5 protein-coding genes are annotated in these 7,326 nt (G+C 47.0%); all 5 read left to right on the forward strand.

Going from position 1 to position 7,326, the window contains the following annotated elements; translation table 11 throughout:
* The first annotated feature begins 436 nt into the window (after positions 1 to 436).
* The 5 genes from QUA90_RS29685 to QUA90_RS29705 all read left to right on the forward strand — a co-directional run bounded on the left by QUA90_RS29685 (position 437) and on the right by QUA90_RS29705 (position 7,107).
* A complete protein-coding gene (locus tag QUA90_RS29685; protein WP_333448712.1) occupies positions 437 to 3,613 on the forward strand; it encodes a plasmid replication protein, CyRepA1 family in 3,177 nt (1,058 codons plus the stop codon).
* A 218-nt stretch (positions 3,614 to 3,831) separates the two neighbouring features.
* Positions 3,832 to 4,701: a hypothetical protein gene (locus QUA90_RS29690; protein ID WP_333448713.1), complete on the forward strand. Its 870-nt coding sequence runs from the start codon at positions 3,832 to 3,834 to the stop codon at positions 4,699 to 4,701.
* A gap of 209 nt (positions 4,702 to 4,910) precedes the next feature.
* Positions 4,911 to 5,216: a hypothetical protein gene (locus QUA90_RS29695; RefSeq protein WP_333448714.1), complete on the forward strand. Its 306-nt coding sequence runs from the start codon at positions 4,911 to 4,913 to the stop codon at positions 5,214 to 5,216.
* Entirely contained in the window at positions 5,209 to 6,702 is a 1,494-nt protein-coding gene (locus tag QUA90_RS29700) for an IS110 family transposase (protein WP_333448715.1), read from the forward strand. The genes QUA90_RS29695 and QUA90_RS29700 overlap by 8 nt, the downstream gene beginning before the upstream one ends.
* Positions 6,703 to 6,840: 138 nt before the next feature.
* Entirely contained in the window at positions 6,841 to 7,107 is a 267-nt protein-coding gene (locus tag QUA90_RS29705) for a hypothetical protein (RefSeq protein WP_333448716.1), read from the forward strand.
* Positions 7,108 to 7,326: the final 219 nt, after the last annotated feature.

Here is a 7,326-nt window from a genome sequence, read left to right on the forward strand (position 1 = left end):
GGAACTCTAATCCCGTGCGAACGGGGTGCATCCGGTAGGCAGCCCTTGAAATGCTTTGACAAGAGAAAGAGTAGGCGCGATTTGTACTAGTTCGGCATGAATCCGGGAATCTCCCAAAGTAGGTTGCTAGGAGGAGCGGGTTAACCCCGATAGACAGGCAGCCCTGTGATAAGCGCTGTGAGTGCATACGACCCATCAACATTTTTAAGCTAATGCCCTATTTTGTAGGGAAGTTTGGTTTTTGGAGCTAGTATTTCATTTGCACGAATAGCTAGCTTTCTAACGTCAAAATATGACGCCAGAAAAGCTGGTTCCACTTGTGCTTGCAATTATTGTAGATTAAATTGTACACGCCAAAAAACCGCTGCTTTGACAATTGGAACCTGACAAACAGCGGCTTTTGGATAAAGCTCGGCTTTTAGGTCGAGCAACTAACATGATTTCACTATACCCTATTGAGGGTATAAATTTAAGTTTTTATGATTATTGTGTAAAATCTGGCATTTTGCCTGAAGTTTACCAACTGAACTTTGAGCCTGCGAGCGGTAGGGCTATTTATGATCTGCTTTATCGCGACACAGACCCCACAACAAATAGCAGTAACGGCAGCGCTCAAGCAAAAAGGAATTTTGCTAAGTGTGAGGCTGCAACTGGCTTCATAGTTAATGGTCGCTTCCGCCAATTGGGTGGAGAACCGATCGCAATTGACAAGAAAGGTCGCCCCCGCAAATACTTTCAGCCCCAAGGGAAGCCCCTACAAATCTTTTGCCCGCTTGTAACTGTCGAAGTTTGGCGAAAGGTAGCGGCTAAAGCTGGGTTATCAATGCCAGACTACCCAGCAGTTGGACTTAATGGGGAAGCGCTCGGATTTTGGGATTGGGTGATTAGTAGCGGTTGCCCGATCGTAATTACTGAAGGTGAGAAGAAGGCAGCGGCGCTAATTTCTCGCGGGTATGCAGCGGTTGGATTGCCTGGAATTCATACGGGTTACAGAGTCACCGAACGTGGGGAAACAGTAAGAAAACCAGACGGGACAGAATACCAGCGAGCATCGGCGCGGGAACTGCACACAACACTCCAACCGCTTGACACAGCAGGACGCGAAATCACAATCGTCTTTGACCATCGTGTCGGGGATTATTCCCAGAGTCAGGAGTTTCGCGCCGCTAGCACCCTAGCAAAATTGTTCAAAACAGCGATCGCAAAAATCGCAACTCTGCCCGGCCCTGCCAAAGGCGTAGATGATTTCTGCGTAGCTGGTGGCGATATTGACGCTGTGCTGTCTGCCGCCGAACTGTTCTCTAAATTGCAGGATGAGCGCTTGTGGCGGATGCACCGTGGGTTCTCCCCCGATATCCTTACCAATTCGCGATACTTTGACACCGATGCTCCTGGAAGCGGAAAAATCACGGCCATTAAGAGCGGGCTAGGAACTGGCAAAACTGAATATCTTAAAAACAAAGTAGCAGCAGACAGAACGGGCGTTCAGATTAACCTTACTTACCGCAACAGCTTGGGCTTGCAGCTTGCCGAAAAACTGAGCAGTTATCACCTGGACGCTCACGCTGGCTATAAAATGTTTGCCAACCCTGACGCTCGCTTAACTTTGTGTGTAGACTCCCTTCTTAAAATCCCTCTAGAACGGCTTGAAGGCTGCACCCTGATAATTGACGAGTCTGCAAGTGTTATCAAGCACCTTTTGACAAGCAGAACGCTCTTTGACAAACGGCTTGAGGTTTTAGAACGCTTTGAACTTGCTTGCCAGAAGTGTGATCGTATTGTCCTCACAGATGGATGTCAAGCCGATTGGGTTGTCAGCTACATTTCCCGGCTCTCTGGCAAAGCAGCAACCAAAATTCAAAACTTATTCCAGGGCGACACACCACCAGTATTTTTTGTCATCCCTGAAGCTGGTCAATCCCTCAAGAAATTTGATGAATGGTACACCCAGCAAATTTTGGCCGCTACCTGTCCCGCCATAGCTACTGACTCCGTTGAAAAAGCTGAGGCAATGGCAGAACTTCTACAGGTTTCGCATGGTGAAGGAATCCTCCTCACTGCAAAAACTGTAACTGAGGCGTGGGCTAAAGAATTTTTGGCTGACCCTGACGCTTTTATCCGCGAACAAAAGCCCGCGTGGTTGATTTATTCTCCTACGGCAGAATCTGGTGTAGATATTTCCATCTTGCACAAATTCTCGGATGTGTTCTGTTGGTTTGTTGGAACAATAGGTGTAGACGAGTGTCTACAAATGAGCCGTCGCGTCCGCCATCCTGAGAGAATTACTGTTTTTGCTGCTGAGCGTGGCTTGCGGTCATCTAAAGACGGTGACGCAACCTACTACAAACAAATCAGTGCAGCCATTGAAGAGCGAGTAACTGCTGAAGCCCTGACTCTGACCGATGAAGTGTTGAGCATAGCCACAAAAGAAGCGATTGCCCAACAAGCACAGTCGCCCCATCATGAGACTTACTGCAAAATCAAGGCTAAAGAAAACTTTGAGCGGCGTGATTTGCGGGGGTATTTGTTCAAAGCTTTTGAAGCTGGCGGTTATGCTCCGCAGTGGGTACAAGCTGGCAGTTCAGAGTCAAACGAGCATTTGGAAGCCAAACAAGAATGTCGCGACAAAGCGGCCAAACAAATATTTGACGCTGACGATATCACTTTAAATGAAGCTCTCGAAATAGAACGCAGTTACTCGGCGTCCTGGGCAGAACGCTGTCAAGCCATCAAAGCTCGGCTCAAGGCTCGACTACCAGGAATCGAACAGTCGGCTTTGTGGACGTGGGAGTTTGTTCGGCTTGTAAGGTTTGAAGACCGCGCTTTATTAAATAAACTTGAAGCTTCATGGCTTTTTAAGAACCACGAAGAAGCCGAATATTTACAGCGTCGCAAGTGGAAGCAACAGCTCCGCACCTTCCTGCCCGACATTTCCGATCGCTGGTTGAAGCTGCGACTCCTAAAAAATCTGGGAATCGAACAATTTCTCAACCCTGATAGTTCCTGGACTGCTGACTCTCCAGAAGTCCGAGATTTTATCAAGCGCTGCAAGAAAAAAGCTGTGGCTAACGTACTTGGCTATCCCGACAAGAAAGCTCCAATGCGTTACATCAACCGCTTGCTAGCGAGTATCGGCGTCAAACTGGTTGCCCAACAAATTCGAGAGGGTTCTGAGCGCGTCTGGTCTTACCGATATCAGCCAGAAGCCACCACCAAATTTACTTCAAAGGGTACTCAGCGGGTTTGCTCCCTTCCTGAAAATTGGGATGTTTTGGCTGAGCTTACAGCCGTTCGCCTAGTCAAAAAAGTGGAAGATTTGAAACAGGCTGAATTGCTTGAGCAGCAAGGCTTTGAGGTTGTCACAGATGAAGTTATAAATAAACAAATACAGCAATCATCTGTGACAGAACCAACAGTGGAAAACACAACAGAGGCATCTGCTGTAGAGGAAGCTTGGGGCTGGGTCAAACGATGGGGTCAATGGGTTCGTTGTCATGCGGTCGGATGGTGTCAAGAGCGAACGCGCCGCTTAATTCAGTATCAGGCTTCGACTGGTGAGTGGTTGGATATGCTAACTTTCCCTGAAGACATTTGCTGGGATGGATTGACGTGAGCTGTAGTGATTCAAGTTCTAGCTCAGGATATGCGTTTATCCTGACCTAGCCTTTGGGCGTTAGGAATTGGTATTTATAATCTCACTTTGAGATACCTAATTTTGTAAGCTCTGTCTGAAAGGGTATTTAGCCGTTTATAGAAATGGTTTGCCAAAGCTCTTGATAACCGTTTATGGAAATGGTTAGATAGAGATATCAACCATTTATGGAAACGGTAATGGCTAACAAAGCACGCAATACATCAGGCAAGTTTGCTCCAAAATCAGAAGTTCCCCGCAAGGTTCGTTCTGTAAACCTCACTGACACCGCTTGGCAGTGGTTGGCAGATGTGGCGGCACAAGCTGGAGTTAGTCGCAATGACTACTTAGAAGCGTTAGCAGATGGTGTTTTTCCGCTTATGGAAACGGTAAGTTCTGAGATTTCACCGCTTATGGAAACGGTAGAAACTGAGAAAAAAGTGGATAGTACAAACACAGCACAACAACCAGAGAGCGATGTTTCTCCGCTTATGGAAACGGTTAGTCATGCTCTCACTACTCCAGAGGAAGCTCTGGCTCATGCTGCTATCTTCGGCTTCACTCCAGAGGAAGCTCTTGCCGATTCCCATTTTCAGATAGCTATGCTGCAATCGAATTACGATGAGCTTGAGGATAGGTATGAAGCGAAAAAGCGTGAGCTTGAATCACTCAGGCAAGAATTGGAGGAATTGAAAGCTGATTATGCCGATCGGATGGCTGCTAAAGATAGCGTGAATGAATCGCTCCGAGAGCAAGTGCGAGAAATATCCGCCGATCGAGCCAAACTTTTAGAATCGAGCATCACCATAAAATCCAACCTTGAACGCCAGGTGCAAGAATTGCGATCACAACTTGCGACCGAGCGCGCCGATCGGGAAGAAATTGAAGTGCAGCTCGCCGACCTGAAACAAAATTCAGCGCCTGCCACCAGCCTAGATAAAGCCCACTTGCTTGTTATACTGAACCAATTTCTGACCAAGTACAAAAAATCAAACCTTACTTACGCTCAGATGAAGGAGCTTTTAGGGATGATTGAGAAGTCCTGTGATGACACATCTCACGAAGATTAGGAAGTTATCGCCCCGGTTAACTTCGGGGCTTTCTCAAAATTCAACACCAGGGCTTGCACAAAACTTTACAATTGCAGCTTGCAATGTAGTCGAGAATCTGCGATCGTAAATATCAAGGAAGAAATAGGCGCGGCTAATCCGGTGCTATCAACACCGGCTAGCTACGACTTCCCCAGACGTTCAGATCCAACGCTTGGAGCAAAAATATTATGCCACCAATTCCAGGTCAATCGCCAGATGGCGACAAAATTCTCGTTGACCGAAAAACATTTCGGAAAATTCTTTCATTGCTGTTGAGCAGCTTGGACGAACTCAACTATGCTCGCCACCGTGAAGTTTTTCTTGATTCGCTGAATACTTTTCTGACTGAGCCAGAGTTTTTGGATGATGACCAGTGCTTTCAAGCATCCCTGTTACTTGATGCTTATTACGAATATGTACCTGCTTCACTTTCTTCTGTTCGCACTAATTTACAGCAAGCTCTTGAATTGATTAGGGCTGGTCATCATGACTAAATCTTCTAAAAGTCAGCTTGCCTGCTTCAAAGAATTAGCTGCCGACCGCGGACTAACCACTGAGCAAGCCCGTCAATATGGCAACCTTAGCAAGATTGCTACGTGGGAAGCACTGCTTGCTAACACCGCTCAACCGCATGACACAAGTGATAAGCTTCAGCTCAGAGTTCTTGGGTTGGATGTTTGTAAATCATCTGTAGTTGCTTGTCTGCTGACAGAACGACCTGATTCTCCCCGCGATTCCTACTATTCAGTAGAGTTTTTAAAAATTAAGGCTGATGCTAGTGGCATTAAGCAGTTGCTCGAACTCAAACCTGATGTGGCGTTGATGGAGCCGACTGGCATCAACTACCAGAGGCTTTGGGGAACTCAGCTTGCCAAGGCTGGTGTCAAAGTTTGTCTTGTCAGTAATAATAAATTGCCAGCTTACCGCAGCACTCTTGACCTCCCCGACAAAGACGACGAAGCGGACGCTCTTGCTCTTGCCTGTTACTATTTCGATTTTCATCATTTGCCCCGGCGATTTTTGCAGGTACGGGACAGCACGATTGTCCGCGTTCGGGAGCTGTGTTTTCGGTTGGCCCACTACAACCGCGTTCAAAGTCCCATCATTAACCGACTTCGCCAGGACTTGGCTTGGCAGTTCCCAGAGGTGATGAACGTTCGCTCAGTTCTGGGACTTAGCGGTGACATACCACCTTTGTTGTGGGGGTGGATTTCCCAGCAGCGGACTTCTGCAAAGTACGATCGCCTTTATTCGCTGACTGTCGGCAGTGGACTTATTGAAGAAACCAGGTTCGCGGCTAAAATGCTGTGCGACCTTCAGCTCCAGGAGCGCAAAATCGAACTTGAGCTTTTTGGATTAATTCAATCTGATGTCCGTTTTTTGCCTTACCGCAAAGTTTTTGCTCAGTTTGGTTTTGGCTTGCGCGTCCAGGCGTTGATTCTTACCCAAATTTATCCAATTGAGGGTTTTTTTGGGGATAATGGCGAGCCTGAAGTTGTTATCACTAGGGGTCGCAATTCCAAAAAACCTACTAAGAAGCGGTACAGTGAGCGACGCTTTATGAAAACTTTGGGCTGTGCTCCGACTCGCGCTTGGTCTGGTGATGAACAGAAAAAATGTTACAAATCAGGTAGCGATGTTTGTCGGACTGCGCTGTGGCAGTGGATTTTTACTAGAATTGAGCCTAGCCGATGCCGTTTGAACAACGCGATCGGAGAGAAGCTGTCAACTTATTTTTTGGAGTGTAAAAATCAAGGTCAGCCAATCAAACTTGTTCGATCGCGTTTGGCGGCTAAAGCTGTGCGGATGCTTTGGCGTGAATTGGTCAAAGAAATTGTTGTAGACAGTGTAGACAGTAATGTAGACACAATACTAGACAGTTTGCTAGACACAACACTAGACAGCGAACTAGATGAAAACGTGGGCTGGGGGGGGAGCCGGGTATGGCCCGCCCCCCCAGCCGCGCCGGTGAAGATTTAGGGCCCCGTAGGGCAACCGGGTCGAGTAATACCCGGTATAACAGAAATAAAAGTAAAGAAATATAATACTTAAGGGGGATGCAGAGTAAGGGTTGTAGCTAAATTTGATTGTGTAACCAAAAGTTAATTGTGTAACAAAATGAGAGTCAAAAAAAACAATCTGGGTGGTTTAACGTTGCGGGTGGGGCGACCCCACAAATGGCAAGCCGCTGGAAAAACCAAGTTGTTACGGATACCTGCGCTTTATGTAGAGAGGATTTTGCAAGTAGTTTCTTATATGGATGCAAATGAAGGGCAGCTTCCTGCTTCTGTAGCATTTTTTACTACTCCTTCAGAGTCTCCACTTCCTGGATATCAACTTCGCCCTCAGTTACCTTATCCTAAAAATTACAGTGACTATAAATAGCAACTGACAAAAATTTCGAGTGGCAGCTTGGCCGCAGTGGTTTTTGTTGTAGGGGAAGTTGTTTCCGTCGGACAAGTTGACGCCGAAATTTTACCGAAGGGGTGTCAGTTGCGGTTGGGTTGGCGGTAGAATATAAATTGGTGGAACTCTAATCCCGTGCGAACGGGGTGCATCCGGTAGGCAGCCCTTGAAATGCTTTGACAAGAGAAAGAGTAGGCG

It is taken from the genome of Microcoleus sp. D3_18_C4, assembly GCF_036702355.1.
Classification (GTDB): Bacteria; Cyanobacteriota; Cyanobacteriia; order Cyanobacteriales; family Microcoleaceae; genus Microcoleus.

Coding starts and splice junctions, on each gene's coding strand:
- QUA90_RS29690 (WP_333448713.1), top strand. CDS start 3,832: ATGGCTAACAAAGCACGCAATACATCAGGCAAGTTTGCTCCAAAATCA.
- QUA90_RS29700 (WP_333448715.1), top strand. CDS start 5,209: ATGACTAAATCTTCTAAAAGTCAGCTTGCCTGCTTCAAAGAATTAGCT.
- QUA90_RS29695 (WP_333448714.1), top strand. CDS start 4,911: ATGCCACCAATTCCAGGTCAATCGCCAGATGGCGACAAAATTCTCGTT.
- QUA90_RS29705 (WP_333448716.1), top strand. CDS start 6,841: ATGAGAGTCAAAAAAAACAATCTGGGTGGTTTAACGTTGCGGGTGGGG.
- QUA90_RS29685 (WP_333448712.1), top strand. CDS start 437: ATGATTTCACTATACCCTATTGAGGGTATAAATTTAAGTTTTTATGAT.